The sequence below is a fragment of the Lentzea sp. CC55 genome, assembly GCF_021056325.1.
Lineage (GTDB): Bacteria > Actinomycetota > Actinomycetes > Mycobacteriales > Pseudonocardiaceae > Lentzea > Lentzea jiangxiensis.
On sequence record NZ_JAJCXE010000054.1, the window covers coordinates 359656 to 374968 of the forward strand.

The following is a 15313-nucleotide window of genomic DNA, read 5'->3' on the forward strand; positions in this document are numbered from 1 at the left end:
GCAGGTGTCCAGCCGCGACGGCGGCACCTTCGCCCTCTACGTCCGTGACGCGCTCGGGGTCAGCACACCGACAGCCGACGCCATCCCCGCGCTGACCCCGCCGGTCCCGCGGCTGTCCGGCGCCGTGGTGCCGGAGACCTTCGGGGCGGCGTGGGACCGGTGGTGGACGCGGTCGCTGACGAACAGCGGCGCCGAGTCCGTGCCCCTCCGCTGGCCCGTCGGCACACCCGCGCAGCTCAAGCCCGCCTTCGAGGCGTGGCGGCCCGACCCCGCCTCGCCCGAGGAGTCCGACAGGCGCGACGCCGCGCGGACGGTGTTCCACGAGGTGCTCGTGGAGGTCGTCGCCCAGCTCACCGGCGAGCTCGGCCACCCGCCGCGGTTCACCCTCGACCTCACCGAGCTACCGGTCCAGGGCAAGTTCTGGCAGCGCGTCGGCCCGCGGGCCGCGCTGATCTCCGAGGAGCTCAAAGGCTCCCGCACCGTCATCGCGCCGCTGGAGTCACTCCTGCGCGAGCTCGCCCAGTAACGCCTCACCCGTGCGGTACAGCTGCTCCAGCAACGGCCGCAGCAACCGCCCCTTCGCCGTCACCGCATAAGAGGTGCGCACCGGGAAGCCGGGGCAGCGGGTGCGCTCCACCAGACCCTGCGCCAGCAGCGACTCCAGCCTCTCGGTCAGCACCTTCGCGCTCAACGACGGCAACCCCGCCCGCAGCTGCGAGAACGACCGCGGACCGCCCAGCAGGTCGCGCAGCACCAGCGTCGCCCACCGGCCGCTGATCGCCGCCAGCGCCACCTCCACCGGGCAGTCCTCGGACGGGCGATCCCAGGTCACCGTTTGGTGACCCATTCGAGTGGACGCGACGCTGTCGGCATGCATCCCGCCAGTGTGGCCCACGAGTTCGCCCGCGCCTTCAACTCCCGCGACGCCACCGCCGTCGACGCCGTCTACGAACCCGCCGGCCTGTTCGTCCCCGAACCCGGCACCACCGTCACCGCGGCCGCACGCCAAGCCGCCAACCAGCGGTTCCTCGACCTCGGCCTGCCGATCGACATCCGGCCGCGGCACGTCTACGAACACGACGGCATCGCGTTGCTCATCGTCGACTGGACCATCGGCGACGTGCACGGCACCGCCACCGACGTCGCCCGCAGGAACGCGGACGGCCGGTGGCGGTACGTGATCGACAACCCCTTCGGCACCGCCTGACCGGGTGGTGCCCCGCCGCGAAGCCGGGCGAGATCGCGCCTACCGGCTGACCGACAGCACCGCGTCGACCACCTGCGGCCCGGACACCAGCACCTCGTCGTTGTGGTCGGCGCCCGCGACCTCGACCAGCCGCGCCCGCGCCGCCGTCGCGACCTCGCGGCTCTGCGCGGGCGGCACGACCGAGTCCGCCGTCCCCAGCACCACCACGGTCGGCACGTCCACAGCGGACACCCGTTCGACAACCGGGTACTTGTCCCGCAACAGCACCTTCACCGGCAGCCACGGGTAGTGGTGCGACCCGGCCGCCGCCAGCGACGTGAACGGCGACCGCAGCACCATGGCTTTCGGTGCGCGGAACGTCGCGAGCTCCGCGGCCACCGCCGCGCCCAGCGACTCGCCGAAGTACACGACCGGCCCGTCGATCAGGTCCAGCGCCGCCCGCGCGTCGTAGGTGAGCCCTTCCTCCGACGGCGAGCCCGGATTGCCGCCGTAACCGCGGTAGTCGAACAGCAGCACCGACAGCCCGCGCGCCGTGAGCCCCCGCGCCAGCGACAACCGCCCGGAGCGGTTGCCTCCGTTGCCCGGGAACACCACGACCGTCGCGGGCGCGTCGGGCAGCTCGAAGTGCCAGCCGCCCAGCACCAGCCCGTCCGCCGTCACCAGCCGGACGTCCCGGCCGCCGGGCATCACCTCGTCCGCGCCCGGCAGCGGACCGGGGGAGGGGAAGTACACGAGTTTGCTCTGGAAGCCGAAGACCACGGCGACGATGGTGACAACCACCGCCAGCGCGATCAACACCGCCCTCCTCATCCGCCCATGATGACGGCTCGCCGCCGACTGCGGTGCGGGCATGATCACCGCGGTCCGCTGCGCCGGCGGCGCCCTGCACGTCCCGGCGGCGTCACCTTCCCCGTCGCCACCGAACCGAGGGGACGGGCCGTCGCGCCGGACCTCACGAGCGCGGTCCACACGACCGACAACGACCTGGTCTGCGTCGACCGCGCCGGCGAGGTGCGGTGGCGGCACGCCTTCGGCACCGCCCAGCACGAGGTGTCAGGCGTCCGGGCCGGATGCGCCTTCTCGCACGACGGCACGACCGTGTGGCTGTTCCGTCCCGACGCGATGGGCCACTGCAACGACAGCAGGGACACCTGGCACGTCCTGGACGCGACCACCGGGGCGCTGCTCGCCGGCGCCGGTCTCGGCACCGCCGGCCACGGCGGTGACCACCACGTCCACCCCAACGGCACCGACGTCCTGCTCGACGTCGGCGAGGGGTAGGACGGGTCGCTGCTGTTCCGCGGCCGCCTCGACGGCTCCACCCTCGACGTGCGGCCCTACCCGTGGAACGACCGCGTGCTGGTGGCGCTCACCGCGGACGGCCGGCACTTCATGACCGTCCACCACGGCCAGGACGACGCCGCCTTCCACACCTACCCCGGCGGCGACGTCGTCGCCCGCGTCCGCGCGACCGACCTCGGCTACGACGAGGACGCCTGGCTGGCGTGGACCGGCGGCTACCTCGACGCCGACACCGCCTACGTCGTCGTCACCGGTGAGAACGACGACGAGAAGTGGTTCCACCACCACCTCGCCGACGCGCGCACCGGCGCGCACCTCGGCTCGTTCGACGCCCGCACCGACGACCCGTACGGGGTCATCCCCGCCGGCGACGGGACGTGGCTGACGTTCCACGACGGTGTGTTCCGCCGCCACAGCCGCTGAAGTTCACCACAAGGGGTGAACTAAGGGGCGGCGGGAGCGAACGGCACCAGCACCACGGTGATGTTGTCGTGCCCGCCCGCCTCCAGCGCCACCTTCACGAACTCCTCCGGCCCGCACGGCAGCAGCGGCTGCAGGTCCTCCGGCTCGGGCCGGTAGTTGTGCAGGCCGTCCGAGCACAGCAGGAACACCCCCGGCGAGGTCGGCTGCAGCGTCACCACCTGCGGCACCACCTGGCCCGCGTCCGCGCCGATCCACCGCGACAGCACGTGCGCGCGGCGGTCGGTGCGCGCCTGCTCCTCGGTGAGCACGCCCTCGGCGACCAGCTGCGCCGCCCACGTGTCGTCCGTGGTCAGCTGCTTGGAGCCCTCGTCGGACAGCCAGTAGGCACGCGAGTCGCCGACCCAGCCGATCGTCACCGAGGAGTCCGTGGCCAGCGCCGAGACGAACGTGCACGACGGAGCCACACCCCGGCCTCCCGGCTCGAGCGGCTCGTTCTCCACCAGCTGCTCCACCGCGAAGCACGCCGCCGCGACCGCGTCGACCATGGCCTGCTCGGCGTCGGCGGTGTCGATCAGCGCGTTGAGCAGCACGTCCACCGCGGCGTCGGCGGCGGCCTGCGAGGCCTGCTCCGCGCGTTCCGAGGAGGCCACGCCGTCGCACACCACCGCCGCGACGCCCTTGCCCGCGACGTGGCCGAACGCCATCGAGTCCTCGTTGCGCGCGCGGCGCTTGCCCCGGTCCGACACACCGGACACCGCGCCGAGGGTGTACTCGACCCGGTCGCGCGCCGAGGGCTGGTGCCGGCCGCACTGGGTGCAGTAGTCCTCGTCATCGATGTCCGGCGACCCGCACAGGATGCACGAGGCCTGCGCGGGACCGGTCGGTCCGCCCAGCGGGGTGCGGCGGACCAGCAGGTTGCGTCCGCACGCCTCGCAGAACCGGTCCTCCGCCGCGACGGGCGCGAAGCACTCCGGGCACTTCAGGGTGTCCATCAAACCAACGTCCTAGGCCTTACCGCGTTCGCGCGGTCCACCAATGCGATCCGTTCCTCCGGCGTGGCCGCGAACCGGGCCAGCGTGCGGTAGCGCCGCTCGAGACCCAGCCGAAGCTCGTGTTCGGAGAGTGCACAGTCCAGCACCCTGCCCTCGGCGGCTTGATTGCGGGTCACGTAGTCGTACGCCGCCTCCAGCAGCTCCGCCGACAGCTGCGTGTGCGAGTGGACGTCGATGTCCAAGGCGTGCAACCGTTCCCCGGCCGCGACGAGGTCGTCGGCGTCACCGTGGCCGAGCTGCGCGCGCACCGCCGCGATCTGCGCCGCCAAGTGTTGTGAAGACGTGTCCGGGACCGACAGCAGCACCTCGACCGCCCGCGCCCGGTCCCCGCACGCCAGCAGCACCCGCGCCAGGCCGAACGCCGCCGACACGTACGCGTGGTCGGTGCGCCACACCACCTCGTACCAGCCCGCCGCCGCCTTCAGGTCCCCGGTGGCCTCCCAGCACACGCCCAGCGCGAGCTTCGGGGCCGCCTCGCCGGGCACCGCCGAGCACACCGCGTCGAAGAACCCCAGCGCCTCGCCCGGCCGCCGGTCCACCAGCGCCGCGAGACCGCGGTACCAGTCGGGCCGCCAGTCCTCGGCGGGGTCGAGCTCCGGCTCGTCGAACATCGACGGCGCCGTCAGCGCCGCCAGCTCCTCGCGCGCGGCCGCGGTGTCGCCGGACTCGATCAGCACGCGCACGATCCGCAGCCGCACCTCCACCGTCACCTCGGGGGCCTTGCGCAGCCCCGCCGGGTCCGTCGCGGTTGCCGTGGCGAGCCACGACGCGGCCGCGTCGGAGGTGCTCACGCTCGGCGCCGGCAACGCCACCGCCACCTCGCGCAGGTCCAGGTCGCCCTCCACGCCGAAGCGGCGGCGTTCCGGGGTGAACTGCTTGGACGGGCCCGGCCGCGGCACGCCGTCCTCGAGCGCCAGCACCTCGCGCAGCACCCCGGTGAGCTGCTCGGCCATGTCCTCGGCCGAGCAGAACCGCAGCTCCGGGTTCGGGTTCGTCGCGCGCAGCAGCAGCCGGTGGAACGACTCGAACCGCGCCAGCAGCGGCTGCTCGCGCTCCGCGGGCAGCCGGTCCCTGCACGCGCCCCGGAAGTCGAACGGGAAGCTCATCACCGCCAGCGCCCGCCCGACGGTGTAGATGTCGGAGAACACCGACGGCCCGATCGTGCCGATCTCCGGCGCCTGGTAGCCGACCGTGCCGTAGATGGGGGAGTGGTGGTCGTCGATGCGCCGCACCGCGCCCAGGTCGATCAGCTTGAGCTGCTCCTCGGTGTGGATCATGTTGTCCGGTTTGAAGTCGCAGTACAGCAGCCCCACCCCGTGCAGGTAGCCCAGCGCGGGCAGGATCTCCAGCACGTACGCGATCGCTTGCGCCAGCGGCAGCGCCTCGTCGCCGCGGCCCTCCCGGCGCCGGCGCGTGATCATGTCCTTGATGGACTCGCCGCCGACGTACTCCATCACGATGTACTCGACGAGCTTGCCGCTGGCCTTGTTCTCGTGGCGGATGAAGTTGTGGATCTTGACGATGTTGGGGTGTTCGACCTCGGCGAGGAACCGCCGCTCCGCCAGCGCCGCCGCCATCGCGTCGGCGTCACCCGAGTCGAGCAGGCCTTTCAGGACCACCCACCGGTCGCTCACCGCGTGGTCCAGCGCCAGGTACAGCCACCCCAGGCCGCCGTGCGCCAGGCACCCCAGCACCTCGTACTGGTCGTGCAGCACCTCGCCGGGCGCGAGCTTCGGCGTGAACGAGTAGGCGTGGCCGCACTGCGGGCAGAACCCCTCCACCCGGCCCGGTCCGCCGTTCTTGGCGCGGCCGACCTTCTTGCCGCACTTCGAGCAGAACCGCTTCGCCTCCGGCACCTCCGGGTGCGGCAGCACCGCGGTCTTCGGGTCGCGGTACGGCACCCGCGGCACCTCGACCAGGCCCGCCCCGAGCCGGCCTCGGCTCATCGACCGCGTGCTGCCGCGCCGGGCGCGTGCCGAACCGGGCCGTGACATCTCCCGCGACACCGACCACGGCGCCGTGCCCGGGGCCGTCGCCGGCCCCGTCACGGGCAGGTCCACCTCGTCAGCCATCGTGACCCCTCCCTAGTCCCGATAACGGCCGGCCGGCGGCGTGGGTGCCGGGCCCAGCGTGGTGAGCCACCGCCGGTACATCCCGTTCCACGTGCCGTCCGCGCGCATCCGCTCCAGCACGCCGTTGACGAACCGGACCAGGTCCTCCTGCCCCTTCGGGATCCCCACCCCGTAGGACTCGTCGGTGAACCGCGCGCCCACCACCTCGGTGTACGGGTCCTGCGCCGCCAGGCCGGCCAGGATCGTGTCGTCGGTGGAGATCGCGTCGGTCTGTCCCTGCTGCAGCATGACCAGGCAGTCGGTCCAGTTCGGCACGCTCACCGTCGTGCGCGCCCGGTTGACCACGTTGCCCAGCGACGTCGACCCCGACGCCACGCACACGCTCTTGTCTTTCAGACCGTCCACACCGGTGATGCCGGAGTTGCGGCGCACCAGCACCCGCTGCCCGGCCTGGTAGTAGACCTGCGAGAAGTCCACGTCGCGCAGCCGCTCGCACGTGATGGTCATCGTGCGCACCACGACGTCGACCTCGCCGGACTTCAGCACCGGGATCCGCTCGGCCGCGGTGACGACCTTGAACTGCACCTTCTTCTCGTCACCGAACACCGCCTTCGCGATCTGCCGCGCCACGTCGACGTCGAAGCCCTCGATCTCGCCGGTGAAGGAGTTGCGGAACCCCATCAGGTAGGAGTTCTGGTCCACCCCGGCGATCAGCCGGCCGCGCTGCTGGATCCGCGCCATCGCCGACCCGCCGGGCATCTGCCCGGCCGGGGGCAGCGGGCCCGGCCGCAGGCTCGCCGTCGCGTCGCACGCCGGTGCGGCGGCGCCCGGGCTGCTCGGGGCCGCCGACACCGTGCTCGCCCCGGCCGGCTGCGGCACCGGCGCGCTGCGCGGCACCACCTCGCTGGGCGCCGGGCCCGCCGAACACGCTCCGAGCAGCAGCACCGCCGCCAGTGCCAGTCGCCTCACCGGTACTCCTTGAGTCGCTGCCACAACCCCATCACCGCCCCCGCCGCGGCGATCACCGCGAGCACCAGCACCCCGACCGCCGTGCCCGCGAGCGAGGCCCGCGCGACCGCCACCTCGTCGCTGAAGTCCTGCCTGGCCTGCCCGATCGCTCGCACCAGGTCCTCGTCCAGCGAGTCGAAGTACGGGGTGGCGACCAGCGCGACCGCCTCCGCGTACTGGCCGGAGTCGTCGGCCTCGCGGACGCGCTGGTGCACCTGCTGCCACTCGCGGAAGTGGCGCACCGCCGAGTCCACCGCCTCGCCGCCCTCCAGGCGCCTCGCGTCCTCCAGCAGGCCCTCCAGCCGCTGCGAGACCTCCACGAAGTTCTTCTCGTAGGTGTGGCCCGCACCCCGCGCGACCAGCGTCAGCGTCTCCTCGCCGCGCGCGGTCAGCGTCGCGATCCGCGCCTGCGCGAGCACGTCGACCTTCTGCGAGGCCGTGCGCGAGTCGCCGACGTCGCGCATCACCAGCACCGACACCGTCGTCACCCACAGCAGCGACAGCACCGCCGCGCCCGTGGCGACCAGCAGGCCCACGTTGAGCAGCCGGTTCGTCTTGCGGGTCAGGTACCGCTGGGTCAGCACGAGCGCGACCACGAACGCCAGCGCCACCAGCACCGGCACCACCGGGAAAGCCGCCTCGTCCTGCGCGCGGGCCACCCGGTCGGTCTCCGCCCGGTACAGCTCCCGCGCCGCCGGCAGCAGCTGCGTGCGCATCAGGCCCGACGCCTCCCGCAGGTACGCCGCCCCGACCGGGAAGCCCTGCCGGTTGTTCGTGCGCGCCGTCTCGATCAGCCCCGTGTAGACCGGCAGCTGCGCGGACAGCGTCGCGGTCAGGTCGGGGGAGGAGGCCGTCGCCACCGACAGCGCCGCCTGCGCCTGCGCGATGTCGGCCTCGTAGCGCTCCCGCAGCTGCGCGGGCTCCAGACCACCGGACAGGAACGCGCTGGCCGCGGTCGCGTCCGCGTCCTGCAACGCCCGGTAGACCTCCTGCGCCGCGTGCGACAGCGGCTCCGAGCGGGTCGCCAGGTCCTCCAGCGCCCGTTCCTGCCGGTTCACGCTCCACGTCGTCAGCCAGCCGCTGGCCAGCGCCGCCACGACCAGCACCACGGCGATCACGGTCAGCCGGCCAGGGGTCGACCGCGCCAGTCCGGTGAACCGGCGCAGCAGCGCCTGCCGGGGCTGCGAGTCGATCACCACGAGCGTGCCTCCCAGCGGCGAGTTGATCGGCGTGGCGTAACTGTAGGCACCTCGCCGACACCGCGTGGGGATTGGCGGCGCTTCCCCGCGAGGTGTCACTCGCCTGTAACTACCGGCGCGACTCGATCAGCCGTTCGACCCCGTCCAGGATCATCTCCAGCCCGAACTCGAACGAGTGCTCCGGGCTGAACGCGCTGTGGTGCGCCTGCCCGACGGCGCCCCCGACGCGGGCGGCCACGGGGTAGCGGGCCGGGTCGAACACCGTCATCAGCACCGGCGCCGCCGCGTCCCACCACTGCTGGTCGGTCAGCCCTGTCTCCTTCTCCGTCACCGCCGCCGCCGTCAGCCCGCGCGCCGAGTTCTGCACGTGCCCGAGCACCAGGTTCAGCACCGAGTCCATCTCCACGTCCGACAGGCCCACCCCCTCCAGGCCGCGCAGCTCGAAGTCGTACTTCGCCGCGACCTGCGGGCCCAGCACCGTGCGCGACGGCGCCACCTGCAGCAGCCACGGGTGCCGCCGGTGCAGCTGCAGGTTCTCCCGCGCCACGTACACCAGGTGCTCCCGCCAGCCCCGCGCCTGCTCACGCCCGGTCACGGCCTGCACGGTGTCGACCATGACGTCGACCAGCTCGCCCTTGCCCGGCACGTAGGTGTAGAGCGACATCGTCCCCACGCCCAGCGACTCGGCCACGCGGCGCATCGACAGCGCCTTGAGCCCGTCGGCGTCGGCCAGCGCGATGCCCGCCTGCACGATGCGGTCCACGCTGAGGTCCGGCTTGCCCTTGCGCGACACCCGCTCCTGGGTGCGCCACAGCAACGCCAGCGTCCGCGCCGGGTCACCACTGCCCGTGTGTTCGATCACGAACATCACACTACCGTACCGTATGCTGTACGGTACAGAGTATGTTCTCGCCTGCCGACCCGCCCCGCTTCGGCCAGCTCGACGGAAAACCCCTGCTCGAAGCCCTCCCGGAGGCGCTGCGGCGAGACGACTACTGGGCGGTGGCCGCCGCCACCGCGCTCGCGTTCGTCGCCCGCGGCCGCATCGTGCCCGGCGTGACCGCGGGCGGCCACGACACCTGGCGCGTCGGACCGCTCGACCACGCCGACGAGCTGCACCTGCGCCGGCTCGCCGCCCACGGCGACTACGACGAGCTCCGCGCGTTCCTCGACGCCGTCGCCGACACGCTGCCCCGCACCGGCGAAGGACCGTTCGCCGGCACCGCGCGCCACGAGGTGCCCGAGCTCAAGGCGTGGGCCGACGAGCAGATCACGATCTCCCTGCGCATCGAGACGACCGAGGACCTGCGGCTGCGCGCGATCGTCCAGGTCCGCGCCGTCACCGACCCGCACCCGCGCGACGTGCGGGGCTCCGGCCGCGAGCTCGACGCCATCCGGGCGATGAGCCGCATCGACTGGCCCCCGCTGCAACGCCTGCTCGACCAGGCCGAACTCACCGACGACGAGGTCACCGAGCTGCTCGGCACCGGCATCGAGGTCCACTGGCCCGCGAACCTCACCACCACCCTCACCGCCAGGGCCGTCATCGGCGAGACCTCCGGCCGGTTCGGCGCCGGCGACCTGCTCACGTTCGACTGGCGGCTCGCCCTGGGCGACGACGAGCTGACCGACGCCGAGATGGACCTCGTCGCCGACGCCTCCCGCCCGATCGTGAAACTGCGCGACCGGTGGGTCCTCGTCGACCCCGCGCTGCGCCGCAAGGCCCGTGAGCAACTGCAGCCCATCACCGCCGTGCAGGCCGTCACCGCCGCCCTCACCGGCACCGCGCTCATCGGCGGCGAGCTCGTCACCGTCGCCCCGCACAGCCTCACCACCGCCCTCACCACGATCCCGGAGTTCCCGCAGCCGCCGCGGTTGCGGGCCCGGCTGCGCGACTACCAGCTGCACGGCCTGCGCTGGCTCGCCCACATGACCAGCCTCGGCCTGGGCGCCTGCCTCGCCGACGACATGGGCCTGGGCAAGACCATCACCGTCATCGCCCTGCACCTGCACCGCGCCGCCGACCGCCCCACCCTCGTCGTGTGCCCGGCCTCCCTGCTCGGCAACTGGGAACGCGAGATCCGCCGCTTCGCCCCCGGCACGCCGGTCACCCGCTACCACGGTCCACACCGGACCCTGCCCGCCGAAGGCGTCGTGCTCACCACCTACGGCACCATGCGCCTGGACGTCGAGGCGCTGCGCGCCCACGAGTGGGGCCTGGTCGTCGCCGACGAGGCCCAGCACGTCAAGAACCCGCACTCCGGCACCGCCAAAGCGCTGCGCTCGCTGCCCGGTCAGGCGCGCGTCGCGTTGTCCGGCACCCCGGTCGAGAACTCGCTGTCGGAGCTGTGGTCCGTCCTGGACTGGACGACCCCGGGCCTGCTCGGCACGCACCGCGCGTTCCGCACCCGCTGGCCCGAACCCGACGACACCCTCGCCAAGGTCGTGCGGCCGTTCCTGCTGCGCCGCCGCAAGTCCGACCCCGGCGTCGCCCCCGAACTGCCGCCCAAGACCGAGACCGACCGGTTCGTCGGGCTGTCTGTCGAGCAGGCGGCGCTCTACGAGGCACTCACCAGGGAGACCCTCGACCGGATCGCCTCCAGCGACGGCATGGCCCGCCGCGGCCTCGTGCTCAAGCTGCTCACCGGCCTCAAGCAGATCTGCAACCACCCGTCGCACTACCTCGGCCACGACCGGCTGCGCGGCGGCTCCGGCAAGCTCGACCTGCTCGACGAACTGCTCGACACGATCGTCGCCGAGGACGGCTCGGTGCTCGTGTTCACCCAGTACGTCGGTATGGCCAGGCTCCTCGAACAGCACATCAAGCAGCCCACGCGGTTCCTGCACGGCGGCACGCCCGTGCCGCGGCGCGAGCAGATGGTCGACGACTTCCAGCAGGGCAGGGCACCGGTGTTCCTGCTGTCCCTCAAAGCCGCCGGCACCGGCCTCAACCTCACCCGCGCCGACCACGTGATCCACTTCGACCGCTGGTGGAACCCCGCCGTGGAGGACCAGGCCACCGACCGCGCCTACCGCATCGGCCAGACCAGGCCCGTGCAGGTGCACAAGCTCGTCACCGAGGGCACCGTCGAGGAACGCATCGCCGCGCTCCTGCAGGACAAGCGCGACCTCGCCGACGCCGTCCTGCACGGCGGAGACGCCGCGTTCACCGAACTCACCGACGCCGAACTCGCCGAACTCGTCCAGCTCAGGAGCGCCTGATGACCGCACGCGGATTCGCCGCGTTCCCCAAGGTGAAACGCCGCGTCGCCACGACGTGGTGGGGCAAGGAGTGGGTGAAGGCCCTCGAGGACACCGCCCTGGACGCCGGCATGGTCCGCCTGGGCCGCCGCTACGCCCACGCCGGCGTCGTCGGCCCGATCACCGTGAGCCCCGGCCGCCTGCACGCCCAGGTCCACGACGACGACACCGTCCACAACACCACCGTCAGCGTCCCCGTGCTCTCGCAGGTCCAATGGGGACGGTTCCTCGACCGCGTCGCCGAGAACCCCGCGCACATCGCCGCCCTGCTGGACAACGACGTCCCGCGCGACCTCGTCGCCGCCGCGCAGGAGTCCGGTGTGGACCTGCTGCCCGGCATCGGCGACCTCGAACCCGACTGCGACTGCGACGGCTGGGAACTGCCCTGCCGCCACGCCGCCGCACTGGCGTTCCAGGTCGGCTGGCTGCTCGACGCCGACCCGTTCGTGCTCCTGCTGCTCAAGGGAAAACCGGAACAGGAACTCCTCGACGCCGTCCGCGACCGCGTCGCCGGACCCGTCGGCACCAGAACACCTGTGGTGGTTTCGCACGAAACCGCAGGTCAACTACCGGCCAGACCACCGATCCCCGCCACCACACCTGTGGTGGTCGCGGTGGAACCGCCGCCCGGTTTCGACGCCGCCGACCTCACCGCCCTGATGGAGATCGCCGCGAAGAGAGCACGTGCCCTGCTGCGGTGCGGCACCCTCGAAGAGTGATCACCGAAAAGCAGAAGATGACGACCGGGCAGCTCTACCGCGACTCCGACCCCGAACTGGTCGCCGAACGCCGGCGCTGCCAAGCCCTCGTGGACGAGTTCAACGCCACCCGCGAGGGCGCGGTCATCGCGGAGCTCTTCGGCTCCCTCGGCGAGGGCTCGTGGGTCATGCCCCGGTTCCAGTGCGACTACGGCTACCAGATCCACATGGGCTCCAACAGCTTCCTCAACTACGACGCCATCCTCATGGACTGCGCCACGATCACCATCGGCGACGACGTCTCCATCGGCCCCCGCGCCCAGCTGCTCACCGCCCTGCACCCGATCGAGGACCACGAGGCGCGCCGCCGGCGCTTCGAGACCGCCGCCCCGATCACCATCGGCGACAACGTCTGGCTCGGCGGCGGCGTGATCGTCTGCGCGGGCGTCACGATCGGCGACAACTCCGTGATCGGTGCCGGTAGCGTCGTCACGCGCGACATCCCGCCGCGCGTGCTCGCGGTCGGCAACCCCTGCAAGGTGATCCGTGAACTGTGACAAGCGCACCGTCGAGCCGTGGGTGCTGCTCGGCCTGACGGTGGTCGCCCTGCTCGTGTCGAGCGTCGGCCCGTACGACCGCACGACCTGGTACCTCGAGGTGGCACCGGTCGTGATCGGCGCGGCCCTGCTGATCACCACCGGCCGGCGGTTCCCGCTCACACCCCTGCTGTACCGGCTGCTGTTCCTGCACGCCCTGGTACTCGTCCTCGGCGGGCACTACACCTACGCCCGCGTGCCGGCCGGGTTCTGGGCGCAGGACCTCCTCGACCTGGCACGCAACCACTACGACCGGTTCGCCCACCTCGTGCAGGGATTCGTGCCCGCCCTGCTGGCACGCGAGATCCTGCTGCGCACGTCGCCGCTGCGCCCCGGCGGATGGCTGTTCTTCCTCGTGGTCTGCGTGTGCCTGGCGTTCAGCGCGACCTACGAGCTGGGGGAGTGGGCCGCCGCGGTGGCCGGTGGCTCCGCCGCGGAGGACTTCCTCGGCACCCAGGGCGACGTGTGGGACACCCAGTGGGACATGTTCATGGCCCTGCTCGGCGCGATTGCCGCGCAGCTGACCCTGGCGCGCGTGCACGACCGCGAGCTCGCCCGTGTCCGCTGAGCGGGCCATCGCACACGTCGAGGCCCGCTCCACCGGCGGGCCGCTGCCGCGCGACCTGCGCGTCACCCTCAACTTCCACCCCGGCCGCGGCGTGCTCGCCGCCATCGCCCGCGACGGTGTCTACCGCTCGCAGTTCGAGACCGGCACCGGCAACGGCGGCCTCACCGCACACCCCGGCGGCGCCCGCTGGGAGTGGGAGAGCCGCCTGTTCGGCGGCGCCTACGACCACGCCGACCCCGCCGAACGCCCCAAGTACGGCGCCCTCAACCACCTCCGCCTGCCCCACGGCGGCGCACCGCGGTTCGGGTCGGCACACCTGCGGCTCAAGGAGGACGTGCTCGACCGCACGACGTTCTGCCACCCCGACAGCGTCTTCGACCCCGTCGACTTCGGCACCGCCCGCCGCTTCCGGCTGCACGAGCTCACCGGCCACGCGGCCGATCCGCTCGACGACTACGTCGAGGCCCACGTCCACGGCCCCGTCACGCTCGACGACGTCGAAGCCGTGGTGCTCGACCCCAGCTTCCCCGATCCGGAGTCCGCCGGGATCGAGCTGCCGTGCCCGGTCGAACGCCACCCCGGCTTCCGGCTGTCCACCCAGGACCTGCTGCGCCACCGCGACTACCGCACACCCGAGTCCGTCGAGTGGGGACTCGCGATCGCCCGCGACGGGTTCCTCGACCCGCTCCTGCTGGAGGGCTGCGACGCGCCGCCGCAGGTGGTGAAGCACCTGTGGCACCACCTGGCGCGGTTCGGGATCAGCTGTCCTGGATCTCGTGGATCTGCAGGTTCTGCGCGCCCCTGAGCGTCAGCGGGATGCCGAGGTGGTCACGGCCCGAGCGGGCCATCCAGATCCAGCCGCGGTAGGTGTTGCCGGGATCGTTGACGTGCACCTGGTGCCGTGTCCAGTTCAGCCGCGCGTCGAAGCCGTTGAACTCCTCCACGTCGAGCAGCTCGATGCGGAACCGGTCGCCCTGCGGTGCCGCGATCGGACCGGCCTCCCAGTCGACCTGCGAGATCAGCACCGGGCAGCACTCCACGGTCACCAGGCCGAACCGCGAGGTGTGCAGCACCTTGCCCAGCGGCGCCAGCGCCACCTTGCAGCCGAAGACCAGCAGGCTGGAGCCGTCGGTGTGCTCGCTGAACAGCACCCCGGTGTGGAAGCCGCACACGTGCACGTCGCGCAGGTAGACCACCGCGTTGTTGCCGCCGCCGGGCAGCACGACGCCGGTCGACCACCGGTGCGTGGGCTCCACGACGGCGGGCAACGGGTCCGGCGTGCTGATCCGGATGCTCTGCAGGCGGGCCTGCGGCGCCCAGAACAGGTTCAGGCCGGACACCGTCGGGTTGGACGGCACCTGGATCGCGAGATTCGTGACGGCCACGCTGACCCGGTTGAACCCGCCCCAGTCGGCACCCTTCGGCGAGGCGATCACCGCAGGCGGCTGGCCGGCGGCGTGACCGGACCACGTCGTGGTGACGGTCGACTTCAGCAGGGTGCCGGCCGGCGCCTGCTCGCCGTCGTAGACGAACTGCAGACCCGTCTGCACGCCCGCTCCGGCCAGTTCGACCGTGATCATCGGCCCGGACGTGCGCGCCGGGAACACCAGCTGGCCCCCCGGACCGCCCGGCGTGGGCCTGACCGGCTGCGACGCGAGCCGGTAGGTCTGCGCGCCGAACTCGACGCGGGCATAGCCGCCGCCCTCGGCGGCCAGCCGGTAGGCCTCGTCGATGGCGCGCTGCACGGCCGCGGTGTCGTCGGTCTGGCCGTCACCCCGCGCGCCGAAGTCACCGACCTTGACCACGTGCGCGGTACCGGCGGCGTGCGCGGGCGCGGCGGCCAGCGCCATCACCCCGACCCCGCCCGCGGTGGCCGCACCGGCGCGCAGGAACGAACGGCGAGTTGAATTTGAGTAATCCCCCATAA

Annotated in this window: 17 protein-coding genes; 9 read left to right on the forward strand and 8 right to left on the reverse strand. The window is 72.5% G+C overall.

All coding sequences use genetic code 11. The annotated features are described in order from the left end of the window. Positions 1–4: 4 nt before the first annotated feature. Entirely contained in the window at positions 5–526 is a 522-nt protein-coding gene (locus tag L6E10_RS34400) for a hypothetical protein (protein WP_236224315.1), read from the forward strand. Here L6E10_RS34400 and L6E10_RS34405 read toward each other — a convergent pair. After that, positions 500–832, reverse strand: a complete 333-nt coding sequence (locus tag L6E10_RS34405; RefSeq protein WP_236224316.1) for a helix-turn-helix domain-containing protein — start codon at positions 830–832, stop codon at positions 500–502. The two genes, L6E10_RS34400 and L6E10_RS34405, sit on opposite strands and share 27 nt — an antisense overlap. Positions 833–871: 39 nt before the next feature. On the opposite strand from L6E10_RS34405, the gene L6E10_RS34410 reads away from it, so the two are divergent. Further along, positions 872–1207, forward strand: coding sequence for a DUF4440 domain-containing protein (locus L6E10_RS34410; protein ID WP_236224317.1), 336 nt, complete (start codon positions 872–874; stop codon positions 1205–1207). 39 nt (positions 1208–1246) lie between these two features. On the opposite strand, the gene L6E10_RS34415 is transcribed toward L6E10_RS34410, so the two are convergent. Next, positions 1247–2017: an alpha/beta hydrolase gene (locus L6E10_RS34415; protein ID WP_236224318.1), complete on the reverse strand. Its 771-nt coding sequence runs from the start codon at positions 2015–2017 to the stop codon at positions 1247–1249. Between the two features lie 6 nt (positions 2018–2023). Between L6E10_RS34415 and L6E10_RS34420 the strand changes: the two genes are divergently transcribed. Together L6E10_RS34420 and L6E10_RS34425 are read left to right on the forward strand one after the other, a co-directional pair. After that, complete coding sequence (locus L6E10_RS34420; RefSeq protein WP_236224319.1) at positions 2024–2488, forward strand: hypothetical protein; 465 nt, start codon at positions 2024–2026, stop codon at positions 2486–2488. Between the two features lie 48 nt (positions 2489–2536). Then, on the forward strand, positions 2537–2932 hold the full coding sequence (locus L6E10_RS34425) for a hypothetical protein (RefSeq protein ID WP_236224320.1): 396 nt from the start codon (positions 2537–2539) through the stop codon (positions 2930–2932). 20 nt (positions 2933–2952) lie between these two features. Here L6E10_RS34425 and L6E10_RS34430 read toward each other — a convergent pair whose 3' ends face one another. The 5 genes from L6E10_RS34430 to L6E10_RS34450 all read right to left on the reverse strand — a co-directional run bounded on the left by L6E10_RS34430 (position 2953) and on the right by L6E10_RS34450 (position 9131). Then, positions 2953–3924 carry a PP2C family serine/threonine-protein phosphatase gene (locus L6E10_RS34430; protein ID WP_236224321.1) on the reverse strand — a complete coding sequence of 324 codons (972 nt, stop codon included), beginning with the start codon at positions 3922–3924 and terminating at the stop codon, positions 2953–2955. Next, positions 3924–6056, reverse strand: a complete 2133-nt coding sequence (locus L6E10_RS34435; RefSeq protein WP_236224322.1) for a serine/threonine-protein kinase — start codon at positions 6054–6056, stop codon at positions 3924–3926. The genes L6E10_RS34430 and L6E10_RS34435 overlap by 1 nt, the downstream gene beginning before the upstream one ends. A 12-nt stretch (positions 6057–6068) precedes the next feature. Further along, the gene (locus L6E10_RS34440; RefSeq protein ID WP_236224323.1) at positions 6069–7025 is read right to left on the reverse strand and encodes a glutamate ABC transporter substrate-binding protein; all 957 of its coding nucleotides are present in this window, start codon (positions 7023–7025) and stop codon (positions 6069–6071) included. Then, complete coding sequence (locus L6E10_RS34445) at positions 7022–8263, reverse strand: hypothetical protein (RefSeq protein WP_236224324.1); 1242 nt, start codon at positions 8261–8263, stop codon at positions 7022–7024. Before L6E10_RS34445 ends, L6E10_RS34440 begins: the two co-directional genes overlap by 4 nt. 109 nt (positions 8264–8372) lie before the next feature. Further along, positions 8373–9131 carry a TetR/AcrR family transcriptional regulator gene (locus L6E10_RS34450; RefSeq protein WP_236224325.1) on the reverse strand — a complete coding sequence of 253 codons (759 nt, stop codon included), beginning with the start codon at positions 9129–9131 and terminating at the stop codon, positions 8373–8375. A gap of 35 nt (positions 9132–9166) precedes the next feature. Between L6E10_RS34450 and L6E10_RS34455 the strand changes: the two genes are divergently transcribed. The 5 genes from L6E10_RS34455 to L6E10_RS34475 are packed head-to-tail and all read left to right on the forward strand — an operon-like array spanning position 9167 to position 14191. Beyond that, the gene (locus tag L6E10_RS34455; protein ID WP_236224326.1) at positions 9167–11485 is read left to right on the forward strand and encodes a DEAD/DEAH box helicase; all 2319 of its coding nucleotides are present in this window, start codon (positions 9167–9169) and stop codon (positions 11483–11485) included. Then, the gene (locus L6E10_RS34460) at positions 11485–12243 is read left to right on the forward strand and encodes an SWIM zinc finger family protein (protein WP_236224327.1); all 759 of its coding nucleotides are present in this window, start codon (positions 11485–11487) and stop codon (positions 12241–12243) included. Before L6E10_RS34455 ends, L6E10_RS34460 begins: the two co-directional genes overlap by 1 nt. A gap of 17 nt (positions 12244–12260) precedes the next feature. Then, entirely contained in the window at positions 12261–12779 is a 519-nt protein-coding gene (locus L6E10_RS34465) for a sugar O-acetyltransferase (protein WP_240011824.1), read from the forward strand. Further along, complete coding sequence (locus L6E10_RS34470; RefSeq protein ID WP_236224329.1) at positions 12769–13386, forward strand: DUF2238 domain-containing protein; 618 nt, start codon at positions 12769–12771, stop codon at positions 13384–13386. The genes L6E10_RS34465 and L6E10_RS34470 overlap by 11 nt, the downstream gene beginning before the upstream one ends. Continuing rightward, the gene (locus tag L6E10_RS34475; RefSeq protein ID WP_236224330.1) at positions 13376–14191 is read left to right on the forward strand and encodes a DUF3626 domain-containing protein; all 816 of its coding nucleotides are present in this window, start codon (positions 13376–13378) and stop codon (positions 14189–14191) included. Before L6E10_RS34470 ends, L6E10_RS34475 begins: the two co-directional genes overlap by 11 nt. Here L6E10_RS34475 and L6E10_RS34480 read toward each other — a convergent pair. Further along, complete coding sequence (locus L6E10_RS34480; protein ID WP_236224331.1) at positions 14145–15311, reverse strand: glycoside hydrolase family 55 protein; 1167 nt, start codon at positions 15309–15311, stop codon at positions 14145–14147. The genes L6E10_RS34475 and L6E10_RS34480 overlap by 47 nt on opposite strands. Between the last annotated feature and the right edge of the window lie 2 nt (positions 15312–15313).